The sequence below is a fragment of the Halorubrum tebenquichense DSM 14210 genome, assembly GCF_000337415.1.
GTDB lineage: Archaea > Halobacteriota > Halobacteria > Halobacteriales > Haloferacaceae > Halorubrum > Halorubrum tebenquichense.
Map to the genome: position 1 here is coordinate 98,118 of NZ_AOJD01000061.1, position 14,162 is coordinate 112,279.

General features: G+C 70.1%; 16 protein-coding genes. 10 read left to right on the forward strand and 6 right to left on the reverse strand.

The features are described 5' to 3' along the window. The first annotated feature begins 18 nt into the window (after window positions 1-18). Entirely contained in the window at window positions 19-1,509 is a 1,491-nt protein-coding gene (malQ, locus tag C472_RS11985; RefSeq protein ID WP_006630105.1) for a 4-alpha-glucanotransferase, read from the forward strand. Window positions 1,510-1,513: 4 nt separating this feature from the next. Continuing rightward, window positions 1,514-2,542, forward strand: a complete 1,029-nt coding sequence (locus tag C472_RS11990; protein ID WP_006630106.1) for a sodium:calcium antiporter — start codon at window positions 1,514-1,516, stop codon at window positions 2,540-2,542. 22 nt (window positions 2,543-2,564) lie between these two features. Here C472_RS11990 and C472_RS11995 read toward each other — a convergent pair whose 3' ends face one another. Beyond that, the gene (locus C472_RS11995; protein ID WP_049906580.1) at window positions 2,565-2,777 is read right to left on the reverse strand and encodes a PLDc N-terminal domain-containing protein; all 213 of its coding nucleotides are present in this window, start codon (window positions 2,775-2,777) and stop codon (window positions 2,565-2,567) included. Window positions 2,778-2,875: 98 nt separating this feature from the next. Between C472_RS11995 and C472_RS12000 the strand changes: the two genes are divergently transcribed. From C472_RS12000 to C472_RS12025, 6 genes are all read left to right on the forward strand, one after another. Beyond that, the gene (locus C472_RS12000; protein ID WP_006630108.1) at window positions 2,876-3,208 is read left to right on the forward strand and encodes a hypothetical protein; all 333 of its coding nucleotides are present in this window, start codon (window positions 2,876-2,878) and stop codon (window positions 3,206-3,208) included. Between the two features lie 98 nt (window positions 3,209-3,306). Then, a complete protein-coding gene (locus tag C472_RS12005; protein WP_006630109.1) occupies window positions 3,307-4,620 on the forward strand; it encodes a Zn-dependent hydrolase in 1,314 nt (437 codons plus the stop codon). A 73-nt stretch (window positions 4,621-4,693) separates the two neighbouring features. After that, window positions 4,694-5,650, forward strand: coding sequence for a mechanosensitive ion channel family protein (locus C472_RS12010; protein WP_006630110.1), 957 nt, complete (start codon window positions 4,694-4,696; stop codon window positions 5,648-5,650). 365 nt (window positions 5,651-6,015) lie between these two features. Then, on the forward strand, window positions 6,016-7,170 hold the full coding sequence (locus C472_RS12015; protein ID WP_006630111.1) for a transcription initiation factor IIB: 1,155 nt from the start codon (window positions 6,016-6,018) through the stop codon (window positions 7,168-7,170). Window positions 7,171-7,242: 72 nt separating this feature from the next. Beyond that, a complete protein-coding gene (locus C472_RS12020) occupies window positions 7,243-7,422 on the forward strand; it encodes a DUF7836 family putative zinc-binding protein (RefSeq protein WP_006630112.1) in 180 nt (59 codons plus the stop codon). Between the two features lie 290 nt (window positions 7,423-7,712). Next, window positions 7,713-7,946 carry a UPF0058 family protein gene (locus tag C472_RS12025; protein WP_004598519.1) on the forward strand — a complete coding sequence of 78 codons (234 nt, stop codon included), beginning with the start codon at window positions 7,713-7,715 and terminating at the stop codon, window positions 7,944-7,946. A 78-nt stretch (window positions 7,947-8,024) separates the two neighbouring features. Here C472_RS12025 and C472_RS12030 read toward each other — a convergent pair whose 3' ends face one another. Next, a complete protein-coding gene (locus C472_RS12030) occupies window positions 8,025-8,441 on the reverse strand; it encodes a DUF555 domain-containing protein (protein WP_006630113.1) in 417 nt (138 codons plus the stop codon). A 62-nt stretch (window positions 8,442-8,503) separates the two neighbouring features. After that, window positions 8,504-9,430, reverse strand: a complete 927-nt coding sequence (locus tag C472_RS12035) for a DNA-3-methyladenine glycosylase family protein (RefSeq protein ID WP_006630114.1) — start codon at window positions 9,428-9,430, stop codon at window positions 8,504-8,506. A gap of 92 nt (window positions 9,431-9,522) precedes the next feature. Here C472_RS12035 and C472_RS12040 point away from each other — a divergent pair, with 92 nt between their 5' ends. Next, complete coding sequence (locus C472_RS12040; RefSeq protein WP_049906582.1) at window positions 9,523-10,023, forward strand: SRPBCC family protein; 501 nt, start codon at window positions 9,523-9,525, stop codon at window positions 10,021-10,023. Window positions 10,024-10,051: 28 nt separating this feature from the next. Here C472_RS12040 and C472_RS12045 read toward each other — a convergent pair whose 3' ends face one another. After that, on the reverse strand, window positions 10,052-11,620 hold the full coding sequence (locus C472_RS12045; RefSeq protein ID WP_006630116.1) for a sensor histidine kinase: 1,569 nt from the start codon (window positions 11,618-11,620) through the stop codon (window positions 10,052-10,054). 60 nt (window positions 11,621-11,680) lie between these two features. Continuing rightward, on the reverse strand, window positions 11,681-12,568 hold the full coding sequence (locus C472_RS12050) for a DMT family transporter (protein ID WP_006630117.1): 888 nt from the start codon (window positions 12,566-12,568) through the stop codon (window positions 11,681-11,683). 128 nt (window positions 12,569-12,696) lie between these two features. On the opposite strand from C472_RS12050, the gene C472_RS12055 reads away from it, so the two are divergent. After that, window positions 12,697-12,981 (forward strand): hypothetical protein, encoded by a 285-nt coding sequence (locus C472_RS12055; protein ID WP_006630118.1) that lies wholly within the window; start codon window positions 12,697-12,699, stop codon window positions 12,979-12,981. Between the two features lie 33 nt (window positions 12,982-13,014). Here the strand turns inward: C472_RS12055 and C472_RS12060 are convergent, their stop codons facing one another. Then, a complete protein-coding gene (locus tag C472_RS12060) occupies window positions 13,015-13,866 on the reverse strand; it encodes a hypothetical protein (RefSeq protein ID WP_006630119.1) in 852 nt (283 codons plus the stop codon). Window positions 13,867-14,162: the final 296 nt, after the last annotated feature.

Sequence of the window (14,162 nt, forward strand, 5' to 3'; positions counted from 1 at the left end):
GGGGTCGCAGGGGGCCGTATGCGATTCGACCGCTCCGACGGCGTCTTCTGTCACGTCACCTCGCTGCCGGGGGCGTACGGGATCGGCGACCTCGGCGAGGGCGCGCGCGAGTTCCTCTCGTTCCTCGGCGACGCCGACGTCGACCACTGGCAGATCTGTCCCATCGGCCCGACGCTCTCCGTGGCCGGGGAGTCCCCGTACCAGTCGCCGTCGGCGTTCGCCGGCAACCCGCTGTTCGTCGACCCCGACGGCCTCGTCGCGGACGGCTGGCTCGACGAGGAGGACCTGAAGCCGGTCCCGGACTTCCCGACCGACCGCGTCGACTACGACGCGGTCCGCGAGTACAAGCTCCCGCTGCTGCGGACCGCGTTCGACCGGTTCGAGGAGCGGGCGGGCGAGGCGGACCGCGCCGCCCTCGACGCGTTCGTCGACGACGAGCCGTGGCTCGCCGACTACGCGCTGTTCCGGGCGCTGTCGGACGCGCGCCCGGAGGACGTGTGGACCGAGTGGCCCGCGCCGCTGCGGACGCGCGACCCCGAGGCGCTCGCGGCGGCGCGCGAGGACCACGCGCGGGAGGGACGGTTCCGCGAGTTCGTCCAGTGGACGTTCGACCGCCAGTGGCGCGACCTGCGCGCGGTCGCGGCCGACGAGGGGGTGTCGATCGTCGGCGACGTGCCGATCTACGTCGCGCTCGACTCGGCCGACGTGTGGGCAAACCCGGAGGCGTTCCGGCTCGACGAGGGGAACCGCCCGACCGCCGTCGCGGGCGTGCCGCCCAACGCCGGCGACTCCGGCCAGCGCTGGGGGAACCCGCTGTACGACTGGGAGCGGCTCGCCGAGTCCGGGTACGACTGGTGGCTCGACCGGTTCCGCCGGCTGTTCGATCTCGCTGACGTGGCCCGGCTCGACCACTTCCTCGGGTTCGTGAAGTACTGGGCGATCCCCGAAGACAGCGACGACCCCGCGGACGGCGAGTGGCGCGAGGGGCCGGGTCGGGACCTGTTCGAGACGGTCGAGCGCGAACTGGGCGGAGTCCCCTTCATCGCCGAGGACCTCGGGTTCGAGGAGCCGGCGATGGACGAGCTGATGGCCGAGTTCGGCTTCCCGGGGATGCGCGTCCCGCAGTACGCCGACTGGTGCGCGGAGGGGAACGAGTACCAGCCGATACACTACCCCGAGGGCGTCGTCGGCTACACCTCGACGCACGACACGGACACGTGGGCCGGCTACTTCGGGGACCTCCCGGAGCGCCAGCGCGACTGCTTCCGGTACAACGTCGGCTCCGAACCCGACGAGCCGAGCGAGTGGGCGATCATCGACGAGGTGTGGGCCTCAGAGGCGATTCTCGCCGTGACGACGGTTCAGGACCTGCTCGGGCTGGGGAGCGACGCGCGGTTCAACGAGCCGGGCACGCTGGCGGGCAACTGGGAGTGGCGCGTGTCGCGCGACGCGCTCGACGACGCGGTCGCGGACCGGCTGTGGGAACTGGCCGGGGACCACGTGCGGTAGGGCCGTGACGGGACTCCTCCCCGGCGCGCCCGTCGTCCACGCTCTGGTTATCGCGGCGGCGACCGGTCTCATCTGGCTCGGTAGCGGGTGGTTGGAGGAGGCCGCCGAGACCCTGTCGGGGTACTACGGGCTGCCCGCGGTGGTTCAGGGGTCGCTCGTCGTCGCGGTCGGGTCGAGCTTCCCGGAGCTGGTGAGCGTGCTCGTCACCGCCCTCACCGGGGTCTTCGACATGGGGGTGGGCGCGCTCGTCGGCTCGGCGATCTTCAACGTCCTCGTGATCCCGGCGGCCGCGGGCATCGGGGGCGAGGACGAACTGGAGGCGAACCGGACGATCGTGTACAAAGAGGCGCAGTTCTACATGCTCGCGGTCTCGGCGCTGGTCGTGACGTTCGCGCTCGCGGTCATCTACTTCCCGGTCTCGTCGGACCCGATCGTCGGAACGATGCCCCGGTCGCTCGCCGTCATCCCGCTCGCGCTGTACGCGCTGTACCTGTTCATCCAGTACCAGGACGTCGACGACGCGGAGATGGACCGGGTCAGAGACGGGGTGAACGTCGGCCGGGAGTGGGGGAAGCTGGCGGCCGGGCTCGGACTCATCGTCGTCACGGTGGAACGGCTCGTCGCGTCGGTCGAGTCGCTCGGCGTCGCCTTCGGGATCCCCGAGTTCCTCGCCGGCGTCACGATCGTCGCGGCCGCGACGAGCCTCCCCGACACGCTGGTGAGCGTTCGGACCGCGCGCGAGGACCGCGGCGCGACGAGCCTGGGGAACGTCCTCGGGTCGAACACCTTCGACCTGCTCGTCGCGATCCCGCTCGGCGTGCTGATCGTCGGCGAGGTCGCCGTCAACTTCTCGACGGCGGTGCCGATGCTCGGCGTCCTGACCGTCGCGACGGTCCTGCTGTTCGTGACGCTGCGGACGGGGCTGGCGCTGGAACGGCGCGAGTCGTACGCGCTGCTGGCGGCCTACGGGCTGTTCGTCGCGTGGGTCGTCGCCGAGACGGTCGGGGCGACGAACGCGCTCAGAGGAGTGTGAGCGTCCGACGGGCCGGGACTCCTCAGTAGGAGTTCCGCCCGATGATGAAGTACAGGAGGATGCCGAGGATCGGTGCGAAGAACACGATGAGCGCCCAGAGCACGGGCGGGTGGTCGCTGCGGGTCTGCGCGTCGGAGTACGTCCACGCGATCATGGCGAAGTGGACGACGAGCAACAGCAGCCAGATCAGGACGAAGATGCCGGCTGCCGCGCCTTGGAGGGGCAACGGGGACATGTCGCCTGACACCACAACGGCCGCGGACAAGTGCTTTCGGGATCGCTCGCGTGGCCGCTCGGCGAAACCGATAACCGTGTTTACTGGAAATTATTCGCATGGTCAACGCGGTGCGCGCGGTCGGCACCGGGATCGAGTGTCTCGGGGGGATCGGCCTGCTCGCGCTGTCGCGGCTCCTCGACGGCGAGGTGCCCGCCGGCCCCCTCGCGGTCGGATTCGCGGTCGGCTACTGCTACCGTCACGCGCGGGCGACCGCGGGGTGTCGGCGGTTCCGCGGCGGTCCCGGGCGGAGCCTCGGCGTGGCGATGGCGTGGGCGGCGCTCGGCGTCGCGGCCGACCGGTCGATCGACGACCCGGGGGCGAGCCGGGCGTTCGGGGCCGGGCTCGGACTGGGGTCGGCCGGCTACTGGCTCGCCCGCCGCGGGGAGTGAGCGGTTCGACGGGGCGATCCGAATCGGCGCGGGAGTCGGCGCTCCGACGCGGTCGCCGGAGACCGAATCGTTTTGATCCCGCGGTGCCCGGTTCGGGTATGAACCTCCCAGTCGACGCGGACCGGCTCCGCGCGGACATCGAGGCGAACGCGGCGTTCGGGCGGGTCGAGATGAACGACCCGGACGCGCACGCGCGAACGAACCGGACGGGGACGGAGGCCAACCGAGAGGCCAGAGGCCGGCTGGTCGAGCGCCTGCGCGACGCCGGACTCGACGTCACCGTCGACGCGGTCGGCAACGTCCTCGGGACGTGGACCCCGGCGAGCGCCGACCCGGACGCGGCCCCCGTCGTCTCGGGGAGCCACCTCGACAGCGTCCCCGAGGGCGGGATATTCGACGGCCCGCTCGGCGTGTACGCCGCGCTGGAGGCGGTGCGCGCGATGCGCGACGCCGGGGTCGAGCCGGAGCGACCGGTCGGCGTCGTCAGCTTCACCGAGGAGGAGGGCGGCACCTTCGGCAACGGCCTGCTCGGCTCGTCGGTCGCGACGGGCGAGACGGGCCTCGACGAGTCGCTCGCGCTGACGAACGACGACGGAGAGTCGCTCGGCGAGGCGCTCGACCGGATCGGCTACCGCGGGGGCGACGCGGTCGACGCCGCCACCCCGACCGACGCGGAGGGCGCGACGACGACGCTCCACCCCGCGTCGTGGGACGCCTTCTACGAGCTCCACGTCGAGCAGGACACGACGCTGGAGGAGACGGGCGCGGCCGTCGGCGTCGTGACGACGATCACCGGGATCACGCACTGCGAGGCGACGATCGAGGGGGAGGCGAACCACGCGGGCGCGACCGCGATGGGCGACCGCACCGACGCGCTCGCGGCCGCGAGCGAGTTCGTCTTGGACGTCGAGGCGGCCGCCGAGGAGGTCGTCGAGACCGCGTCGGCGTCGGCGGTCGGGACCGTCGGGTCGCTGTCGGTCGAGCCGAACGCGACGAACGTCGTCCCCGGACGCGTCGCGGCCGGCGTGGACGTCCGCGACGTCGAGGCCGAGTCGATGGAGACCGTCGTCGACGCCGCGCGCGACTCCCTCGCCCGGCTGGAACGCGAACGGGGAGTCGAGACCGAGTTCGAGCGCCCGTTCGACGTGGCCCCGACGCCGATGAGCGACCGGCTGCGCGAGGCGGCCCACGGGGCGGCCGTCGCCGCCGACCGCGAGGCGATCGACCTCCACTCGGGGGCGGCCCACGACGCGATGCGGGTCGCGCGCGTCACGGACGCGTCGTTGCTCTTCGCCCCCTCGCGCGACGGGATCTCGCACAACCCCCGCGAGTGGACCGACTGGGACGACTGCGCCGCCGCGACCGAGGTGCTCGCGGGGGCGATGGCGCGCGCCGCGGTCAGCGAGCGGTGATCGTCGTCGGCTCTGACGGCGTCCGCGTCCGCGCCGGCGCAATCGTTTTGCCGGTCGGCCGCGAGCGACGAGCGTGAGACGACCTCTCGGACTCGCGTCGCTCGCGGTCGGGCTGTTGGCGGGGATCGCCGGGACCGTCGCCGGGACGACCGGCGCGCTCGCCGACTGGCCGCCGATCGGCGGGTATCCCGCGGCGGTCGTCGTGGGTCGCTCGCTGCTCGTCGTCGCCGTCGCGGGCGTGGTGTACGGGAGCTACCTGCTCGCGGTCCGGGTGTTAACGCGGGCGGCGAGCAAGCGCCGGGCGCACAACGTCCGGAACCTGCTCCGATTGGCGTTCGGGACCGTCGGGACGGTGGCGACGCTCGCGGTGGCGACGGAGAACTGGCTCGGACTCCTCTTCTCGCTCGGCGTGATCGGCTTCGCGATCACCTTCGCGCTCCAGCAGCCGCTCCTGTCGCTGATAGCGTGGGTGTACATCGCGGTCAAACAGCCGTTCGGGGTCGGGGACCGCGTCCGGATCGACGACGCGAAAGGGGACGTGATCGGCGTCGACTTCCTCGTGACGACGCTGTGGGAGATCAACGGCGAACTGGTCACGACGAACCAACCCTCCGGGCGGGTGGTCACCGTTCCGAACAGCGTCGTCCTCTCGTCGAACGTCGTCAACTTCGGCGGCGGCGGGTCGCCGTACGTCTGGAACGAGGTGCCGGTCCAGGTCGCCTACGAGACGGACCTCGAGTTCGCGCGCGAGGTGATGATCGAGGAGACGACCGACCTGCTCGGTCGGGACATGGCCGACGGCATCGCCGCGTACCGCGAGGCGCTCGCGGAGACGCCCGTCGAACTGGAGGTCCACGACGGACCGACGGTCAACGTCCGTCAGGAGGAGTCGTGGGTCGAGCTGCGCGTCCGGTATCTCACCCATCCGCGGCGCGGTCAGCGCGTGAAGAACCGGCTGTACGAGCGGATCTTGGAGCGGTTCAACGACAACCCCGACCGCGTCGCGTTCCCGGTGAGCCGGAGCCGCTGACCCGGGCGTCGGGAGCCGATCGGCAGCCCTCGGACGCCGGAGGGACGGACGAATTTCGAATGCCGGTCCCACCCGGATGCTGACTTCTCGTTAACGGACGCGCACGGTCGCGGAGCGGCCATGACGCGACGACTTCGGGAGTGAAGTATATACGTCGTCGTGTCTCCGAATCGGTGCCGTTCCGCCATCAGGCGAGAGCCGCCGTTCGTCAATCACCGTCGTAGACCGTCTTTGACGGGTCTTTCGTGGAAATCCTTAGGCCCGTGTACCGGCACATTTATATACTCTCAGAACTAACTATACGTTAACAGCTGGCGATTCGCGGACCTCGCTGTATTTTCGTCGGGGGATCGTCGGACCAACCCATGACAGAGACAGAGACCTACAGCGGCGGCAGTACCGAGCGAGAACGACCGACGGACGCGAGCGACGGGACCGAGAGCGGGGGACGCACGCGCGTCCGATCGATGGAGTCGACGGCCGAAAGGTCCGAGAGCGCCGCGGAGACGACGAGCGAACGCGAGAGCGAGCGGACGACGACCTGCCCCGAGTGCGGCGGACGGCTCGCGAGCGACACGGAACACGGCGAGACCGTCTGTAGCGACTGCGGGCTCGTCGTCGAGGCGGACTCGGTCGACCGCGGGCCGGAGTGGCGCGCGTTCAACTCCGGCGAGCGGGACAGCAAGTCGCGCGTCGGGGCCCCGACGACGAACATGATGCACGACAAGGGGCTGTCGACGAACATCGGCTGGCAGGACAAAGACGCCTACGNCAAGTCGCGCGTCGGGGCCCCGACGACGAACATGATGCACGACAAGGGGCTGTCGACGAACATCGGCTGGCAGGACAAAGACGCCTACGGCAAGTCGCTGTCCGGGCGACAGCGACGGCGGATGCAGCGGCTGCGGACGTGGAACGAGCGGTTCCGCACCCGCGACTCCAAGGAGCGCAACCTCAAGCAGGCGCTCGGCGAGATCGACCGCATGGCCAGCGCCCTCGGCCTCCCGGACAACGTCCGTGAGACCGCGAGCGTCATCTACCGCCGCGCGCTGAGCGAGAACCTCCTGCCCGGCCGCTCCATCGAGGGGGTCGCGACCGCGGCGCTGTACGCCGCCGCGAGGCAGGTGGGGAACCCCCGGAGCCTCGACGAGTTCACCGCCGTCTCTCGGGTGGAGAAGATGGAACTCACGCGGACGTACCGCTACGTCGTCCGCGAACTGGGGCTCCGCGTCCAGCCCGCGGACCCGACGAGCTACGTCCCGCGGTTCGTCTCGCGGCTCGACCTCTCGGACGAGACCGAGCGGCGGGCCCGCGAACTGCTCGACGACGCCGCGAGCGCGGGGATCACGAGCGGCAAGTCGCCGGTCGGTCTCGCCGCCGCCGCGGTGTACGCCGCCGCGCTGCTCTCGAATGAGAAGGTGACCCAGAGCCAGGTCTCCGACGTGGCGGACGTCAGCGAGGTCACCATCCGGAACCGGTACAAGGAGCTGCTCGAGGCGAGCGGCGACGTGGCCGCCTGACGCGGCCCGCCGGATTCGCTACTCCCGGATTCGCCACCCACGTTTTTAACGCGGCCCGGTGTAAGCGGTGACATGGTTGACGCGTTCGTCAGACTCGTCTGTCCGGAGTGTGGCAAGGAGTGGCAGGACAATCCCGCCGACCTTCAGGACCTCCGATCCAACTTCAGCTGTTCGGCGTGTCACGCGACGCGACGGCTGACCGAGTTCATGCGGACGGAGCGCGATCTCGAGGCCGTCAGGCAGTTCCAGTAACCGACCGGGAGATCCCGCGTCTCGACGGATTCGGCAGTCGACCCCGGAGAGTTCGACCCGGCGAGCTTGGTGCGGCGGCTCCCGTCCGATAGTCCCGCGCGTGTCGGGGCCGGCGAGCGGCCCTCGCCCGCGGGCGGGGTGTGCGGCGGAGCCGCGGATGTGCGCGAAACGATCCTGAACGATCTCCGAGAACCCACTTCTCCGCCCCGCTACTCGCGAAATACGTGAAGACCATGGTAACGTGGCTCAAGATAATAATATATACCTCCAGTAGCAAAGAACTGGTACTCATGAAGAAGCAGGAACTCATCCATCTTCACGGTCTCCTCGCGGAGGTACGAAAACAGTGCGAGTTCTGGGACGACGACGTCGACCTCGAAGCGTACGAGGAACTGGGCGTCAAGCCGACATCGATTCACAAGTCGAAGACCGACCACAAAGCGGCCGTTTTCAAGCTGACCGAAGGAATCACCGAGCCGATGGAGTCGTCCGAGTCGGAGCCGCTGGCCCCGACGGCCGACTGAGACCTTCCGCGTACTGCTCCTCGCCGACCGTCCAGTTCACCGCCCAGCGGAGCGACCGGCAGCCGATCGTCGGTACGTTCAGTCGCCGGCGCTTTCCTCGTCGTCGGTCGCCGGCGTCTCCTCGGCGCGGTCGCTCTCCTCGGCGCGGTCGCTCTCCTCGGGGTCGATTTCGGTGACCGACAGCACCTTCAGCGGGATGTTCTGGAGACGCTTTCCGATCTCTTTGCGCGCCACGCGGCTGGCGTGTTCGTCGCGGTCGACGTTGAACACGTCCATCTGAAGCTCCAGAGCGACGAGCGCCTCGTCCGCCGCGACGAACGCCGGATCGAGCTGTTCGCCGCTGGGCGACGTCCGCGTCCCGGCGTCGATCTCGACGTAGTTGAGGTCCGGGTTGAGCATCTCGCCGGTCTTCGAGATGGCGATCCGGACCGCCTCGTCGACGGTCTCCACGTCGTACACCGGAACCGCGGCCTCGACGACGACTCGACAGTCCATCACGTGCGGAGTTACCACGCGAGCGAGTATCAAACTTCGGCCGGCGTCGCCGTTCGTCTCCCTCACTCGCCGCCGGCGCGGAGGTAGTAGAACACGTACGTCTGCGCGTACCCGGAGAACTCCCCGCCGAACTGCTCGCGGATCGCCCGCGACGTCGCCGCGTAGCTCCCGCGGTCGCAGTCGGGGTAGTACTCCTCGATGGTGGTGCGGATCCAGGTGTCGAGCGGCACCGCTTCGAGGAAGCCGAGCGAGAACAGCAGCACGCAGTCGGCGACCTTGTCCCCGACGCCGACGAACCGCGTGAGCGACTCGCGGGCGTCCTCGTACGGCAGGTCGACCGCCTCCCGGGGGTCCGCCTCGCCGCTCGCGACCATCTCGGCCGTGCGCTGAACGTACGGCGCGCGGTAGCCCAGAGAGAGGTCGCGGAGTTCGCTCTCCGTGCGCGCGGCCAACTGCTCCGGCGTCGGGAAGGCGCGGTACGTCTCGTCGCCGAGCGCGACCCCGTCGCCGTACGTCTCCCGGAGTCGACGCTGCATCCCGTGGATACGGGCGACGCGCATCTGCGCCGAGCAGATGAACGAGATCAGGCAGGGGAACACCGGGTCGCGGATCAACCGCAGTCCCTCGTAGGCGTCGTACGCGCGTTCCAAGAGCGGGAGGTCCGGCGTGGCGTCCACGATCGCGTCGAGGTCGTCGTCGAGCCGGAGCAGGTGGGTCAACAGCGGCTCGGCGTCGGTCGACGCCTCCCAGCGGAGCGTCCCGTCGTGGACGCCCCCCTCCTGTCGGACCCGGACCGCGACGCGCTCGTCGGTCACGCCGGGGATCGGGTCGACGACGGTCTCGTACCACGCGTCGCCGCCGTGCGCGTGGAGTTCGTCGTAGGTGTCGCCGTCCGCGCGGTTCCAGAGGTAGCTCTGTCCGCTTTCGAGCGTCGCCTGAAGGTCGAACGGTCCGGCCAAGTCGTCGACGTCGATCGCCCCGCGTTCCATCGTGTTCGGACAGGAGCCCCGTGGACATCGAGGTTTCGGTCCCGGACCGCCGCCGAGGACGGCTTTTTGTCCGCCCGACCCGTACCGCGGGTATGCCGACGTACAGGCGGACGACTCGGGTGCCGGCCCCGATCGAAGACGTGTGGGAGTTTCACTCCACGGTCGACGGACTGCGAGAACTCACCCCCGACTGGATGCGCCTCCGGATCGGCGGCGTCGAGGGGCCGGACGGGGAGTCAGACCCCGAGGTCCTCGTCGCCGGGTCGACGATCGAGATGTCGATCAGGCCGTTGGGGGTCGGGCCGCGACAGCGGTGGACCTCGCGAATCACCGAGCGCGGGCCCGAAGGAACGACCGCCCCCGAGCGCTCTGCCCGGTTCGTCGACGAGATGGAGGGCGGCCCGTTCCGACGCTGGGAACACACACACGCCTTCTACGCTGACGGCGACGAGACCCTCCTCGTCGACACGGTCGCCTACCGGCTGCCGCTCGGACCGCTCGGTGACGTCGCCGGCCCGCCGGCGAAGATCGGGTTCGAAGGGATGTTCCGCGACCGACACCGTCGGACGGTCGAACGCTTCTCCGAAAACTGAACGCGCCGCAGACCGCGTAGCGGACCGCCTACGGCGACGCGGCCTGCGTCGCGTCCGCGCCGAAGGTGAGTTCGAAGACGGCACCGTCCTCGTTTCTCGCCTCGATGTCCCACTCGTGCGCCTCGACGATGCGGTCGACGATCGCCAGCCCGATCCCGGAGCTGTCGGCCGACGAGACGCCCGAGTCGAAGACCGTGTCGACCACCTCGACCGGGATTCCGGGACCGTCGTCCGCGACGTACAGCCCCCTGTCTCCGCCCTCGGCGAGCGGTCCGATCTCTATCGTCACGTCCCGGCCGCCGTGATCGATCGCGTTCCGGAAGAGGTTCTCGAACGCCTGCCGGAGCCGGCTCGGGTCGGCCTCGACGCGGCCGATCTCGTCGGCGATCGTGAGGGTCGCGTCGGGTGCGCGCACCGACTGCCACGCGTCCTCCGCGACGGCCTCGACCGGGACCGGCTCCGTGTCACCGATCGCCTCGCCGCGCCGAGCGAGCATGAGGAGGTCGTCGATCAGCGTCTCCATGCGGTCGACCGCGCCGCTCATGGCCTCGTAGCGCGCCGGCGAGAGTTCCTCCTCGGAGAGCGAGAGGTATCCCGAAAGCACGTTGAGCGGGTTCCTGAGGTCGTGTGAGACGACGGCGCTGAACTGTTCGAGCTGTTCGGCCTGCCGCCGGAGCGCCCTCCGGCGATCGTTTCGGGCGACCGTGTGCGCGACGAGGTCGCCGAGCGTGCGGTACAGGTCGACCTCCTCGTCCGTCCACACCCGGCGGTCGTCCGACTCGAACGCGACGATCCCGCTCAGTTCCCAGTCGACGACGAGCGGCACGTGAACCGTCGCCGACGGTCGCTCCCCCGTCTCGTCGCCCCCGTCGCCAGCGGACGCGGGAGCGGTGGGGGGACGGGCGACGTTCGCGAACGTCGACAGCTGATCGGGCTCGGGGAACTCCTCGAACGCGGTCGGTTCCGGTTCGAATCCGTCGGGACACCAGCTGTACGCGGGCACGAACCGCCCCTCGTCCTCCCGGTAACAGACGATCCGGTCGAGTTCGGCGTGTTCGCCCACGTTCTCCATCGTCCACTCGATCTTCGTGCCGACCTCGTCGGTCCGCGTACTCATCAGCGTCGTCCCGGCGTCAAGCAGCACCTCGGCGAGACGGGCGACGTCGTCGTCGCCCAGTCGGACGCGATCGGGATCCGCTCGGCTCGCGAGACGCTCGACGAGTCGAGCGACCTCGTCGGGGCCGTCGGCGGCCGAGTCCCGCCCGCCCGCCTCCACCACGTCGTCCACGCCGGCGGACAGCAGGGTGCGGATCGTCGCCGTCGTCGCCTCGTCGACGAGCGCTATCACCGGCACGTTCGACGGGAGGGCGTCGAGACGGTCTCTCACGGCCCCGTCCGCCGCGGCCGCGGCGGTGACGACCACTCCGCAGGTCGCGTTCAGCGGGCTCTCGCCGTCGCGGTCCGTGTCGAGGTCGGCCGGGGCGAGCGCGCGAAACGTCGGGTGGGGGCCCTCCCAGGCGGCGTCGACCGCGCGGGACACGCGTTCGCCGGCGCTCGCGTCGTCGCCCACGAACGCGACGACTGTTCGCCGGTCCATACCCTGTTCAGTCGGCCGGCTGGCTTCAACGTTTATCCCAAAATATCGAGGCTGAAAACGCTACTTGCGGTCGGCGGCCGCCGTGACGTAGATGCCCAGGAGGACAACGCAGCCGCCGGACACAGTCGCCGGCGTCGGAGCCTCCGAGAGCAACACGAACGCGAGCAGGGTCGCGCCGACCGGTTCGCCGAGCAGCGAGACGGAGACGACGCTCGATTCGAGGTGTGCGAGCGCCCAGTTGAGGACGGTGTGGCCGAGCAGCCCCGGCCCCGCCGCCAGCCCGGCGAACAGCAGCCACTCCCGGGGCGGGTATCCCGTGAGCGGACGACCGGTCGCGAGGACGAAGGCGAGCAGCACGACCACGCAGACGCCGTACACGACCGTGACGTAGGGGATCAGCGAGATACGCTGGCGCAGCGAGCGTCCCGCCAGCACGTAGCCCGCAGCGGCGACCGCACCGGACAACGCGAGCGCGTTCCCGTACAGGGGACGGGGACCGACCGCCACGCCAGCGAGGAGGTCGCCCAAGGACATCGACACCATCCCGACCACGGCGACCGCGATGCCCGCACCCATGCGACGCGTGACCCGCTCGCGCAACAGCAGCCACGCGCCGAGCGCGACGAACACCGGTTGGGCCTGAACCAGCGTCACGCTCGCCGCGACGCTGGTCCACCGGAGGCTCTCGAACCACGCCGCGAAGTGGACGGCGAGTGCGACCCCAGAGAGGGCCGCGAACGCGAGGTCCCGAGAGCGGATCCGGGCGAACTCGCCGCGGTACCGCCACGCGGCGACCGAGGCCAGCGGCAGGGTCGTGAACAGCACCCGGTAGAACGCGGCGACCGAGCTCGGCGCGTCGCTCAAGCGTACGAGGATCGCGCCCGCGCTCACGGCGGCGACCGCGACCGCCAGTCCCGCGCTCGGTGACACCGCCGGCTTCGAGGTCATCGGATCTCGCGGCCGTTCGAGCGGCGGGCGCTTACCGGTTTCGAGTGGTGGACGTGCCCGTCCGGAGGAACGTACCCACCGACGGACGCAGCGACGGAAACTTGACCTCTCGGCTCGAACCGCAGCCAATGTGTGCGGACACGTTCGGCGTCGGCATCCGCGTCGCCGAGACGGAACTCCGCGTCGTCGTCGGCGTCCCCTCCGACATCGACGCCGGGTGGACCGACCCCGAGGCGTTCCAATCGCTCGTCGCGGAGACGGTGTGGGAGCGGCTCGACCGACGCCGAACCCTGGAGGCGGTCGCCGCCCGATACGACACCGGCGAGACGGCTCCGCTCGGGAGCGTGACAATCGAACCGGACGGGACCGTCGTGGAGACGGACCTCAACCGCGTCGGAGAGACAGACGACTGACAAGTTGGGTGGGAAAACGTCGCGAGCGGCGGCTCAGTCGTCCGACCCGCTCGCCTCAACCGCGACGCCGATGGCCCACGCGCGGTCCGGCCGGTACGCGGTGAGATCGTATCGGGTCGGCCCCACGGTCTCGCTCCACGTGTCCAGCGCGCCGAGCGTCACCAAGCCCGACAGCGTCGCGCCGAGCGTTCGCGGCGTCGTCTCCGGATCCGCCAGCGCGGCGTGGACCTGTTTCGACTGCGGGTAGTTGCGGTCGCACGCCTCGACCCCTCGCTTGGCCTCCGCCCAGTGCCGACGGACGTACCCGAAGGTAGTCGGGTCCTCGCGCGCGAGCCGTTCGACCGCGTCCGCCTCAGGGTCGGTACCGACGAGCGAGTCGACGCTGTCACCGACTCGGGACACCAGTTCCACGGGACTCCCGGAAGAGTATCCGAGCGCGATCCGATTCGCTCGCCCCTCAAACCGCTTCAGGAGCCGGTCCGTGAACGCGACCGCGGAGTCAGACCCGTTGCGCGCGGCGACGGGGGCGAGGTCGTCGATCACCAGATCGACCGTCCCCGAAGGGACGCCGTCGAAGTGAGACGCCACGGCGTCGAGCACCCGCTCGTTCACGGCCCCGCGACCGAGCACCGTGTACGCGAGCCCTTCGTTCGCCATGACCTGCGTCGACGAGGCGGCCCCGCTCCGGGCGACGTCGCTCGCGTCGACCACCGCCTCCCGACTCGGCGGTCCCGCGGCCGTCCGCCACCAACCCGATCGCCAGGTCTCAACGTCGGTCCCGAACAACACCGACACCACCCGCTCCGCGGCGATCTCGTCGCGAACCGACGGACGATCCCCACAGGCCAGCCGCACCGTGGCGTCGGCGTCGTTCGGTCCGTCCATGACACCTTAGCTTCACCGACAAAACTCATAAACTTACGCATGATACTATCAGTACTGATATGACTATCCGCGATCGGGGACACCGGTCGCTCGGAGCCTAGTGACCGAGCACACCGTCGCCGCTCAACGGTGCCGTCGAGGCCACCGCACAGCGGCACCGACCTCGCGTGCCCGTACGACTATCGATCAGTCGTAACCGGTCGTTGATCGCGAGCGCGGGGGCTCGCGGGTACATGAAATGAAAACAGCCCGCGGGCATTACGCCCGCGGGCTGAATAGTGAGAGCTAATCGCTCT

Coding starts and splice junctions, on each gene's coding strand:
- C472_RS12055 (WP_006630118.1), top strand. CDS start 12,697: ATGTGTGCGGACACGTTCGGCGTCGGCATCCGCGTCGCCGAGACGGAA.
- C472_RS12050 (WP_006630117.1), bottom strand. CDS start 12,568: ATGACCTCGAAGCCGGCGGTGTCACCGAGCGCGGGACTGGCGGTCGCG.
- C472_RS12000 (WP_006630108.1), top strand. CDS start 2,876: ATGGTCAACGCGGTGCGCGCGGTCGGCACCGGGATCGAGTGTCTCGGG.
- malQ (WP_006630105.1), top strand. CDS start 19: ATGCGATTCGACCGCTCCGACGGCGTCTTCTGTCACGTCACCTCGCTG.
- C472_RS12030 (WP_006630113.1), bottom strand. CDS start 8,441: ATGGACTGTCGAGTCGTCGTCGAGGCCGCGGTTCCGGTGTACGACGTG.
- C472_RS12005 (WP_006630109.1), top strand. CDS start 3,307: ATGAACCTCCCAGTCGACGCGGACCGGCTCCGCGCGGACATCGAGGCG.
- C472_RS12025 (WP_004598519.1), top strand. CDS start 7,713: ATGAAGAAGCAGGAACTCATCCATCTTCACGGTCTCCTCGCGGAGGTA.
- C472_RS12045 (WP_006630116.1), bottom strand. CDS start 11,620: ATGGACCGGCGAACAGTCGTCGCGTTCGTGGGCGACGACGCGAGCGCC.
- C472_RS11995 (WP_049906580.1), bottom strand. CDS start 2,777: ATGTCCCCGTTGCCCCTCCAAGGCGCGGCAGCCGGCATCTTCGTCCTG.
- C472_RS12020 (WP_006630112.1), top strand. CDS start 7,243: ATGGTTGACGCGTTCGTCAGACTCGTCTGTCCGGAGTGTGGCAAGGAG.
- C472_RS12035 (WP_006630114.1), bottom strand. CDS start 9,430: ATGGAACGCGGGGCGATCGACGTCGACGACTTGGCCGGACCGTTCGAC.
- C472_RS12040 (WP_049906582.1), top strand. CDS start 9,523: ATGCCGACGTACAGGCGGACGACTCGGGTGCCGGCCCCGATCGAAGAC.
- C472_RS12060 (WP_006630119.1), bottom strand. CDS start 13,866: ATGGACGGACCGAACGACGCCGACGCCACGGTGCGGCTGGCCTGTGGG.